We start from the raw sequence: 223 nt of genomic DNA on the forward strand, positions 1-223 counted from the left end.
ATGGCCTGCTGACCTTTAATGGTCACCGTTTGATTTTGACTGACTTCCAGCGTCTGGAAGCCCTGCACGGCTTCATCATCATCGTTTTTAATAATGGTGGTCCGGTTATGCGCCACTTCTGTTTTCTGGTCATGGTTTATCTGTGTGGTTTTATCCCTGAGAACCTGGGTATTCATATCCCGTTGAGCATGAATAAACACTTCCTCGCTGCCGTTTGCATCTT

General features: G+C 46.2%; 1 protein-coding gene. It reads right to left on the reverse strand.

Translation table 11 applies throughout. The features are described from left to right. A partial coding sequence (locus ABR397_RS24510; RefSeq protein WP_407072910.1) for a bacteriophage T4 gp5 trimerisation domain-containing protein occupies positions 1–223 on the reverse strand: 223 nt, incomplete at both ends.

It is taken from the genome of Photorhabdus viridis (genome assembly GCF_040256935.1).
Taxonomy (GTDB): domain Bacteria; phylum Pseudomonadota; class Gammaproteobacteria; order Enterobacterales; family Enterobacteriaceae; genus Photorhabdus; species Photorhabdus viridis.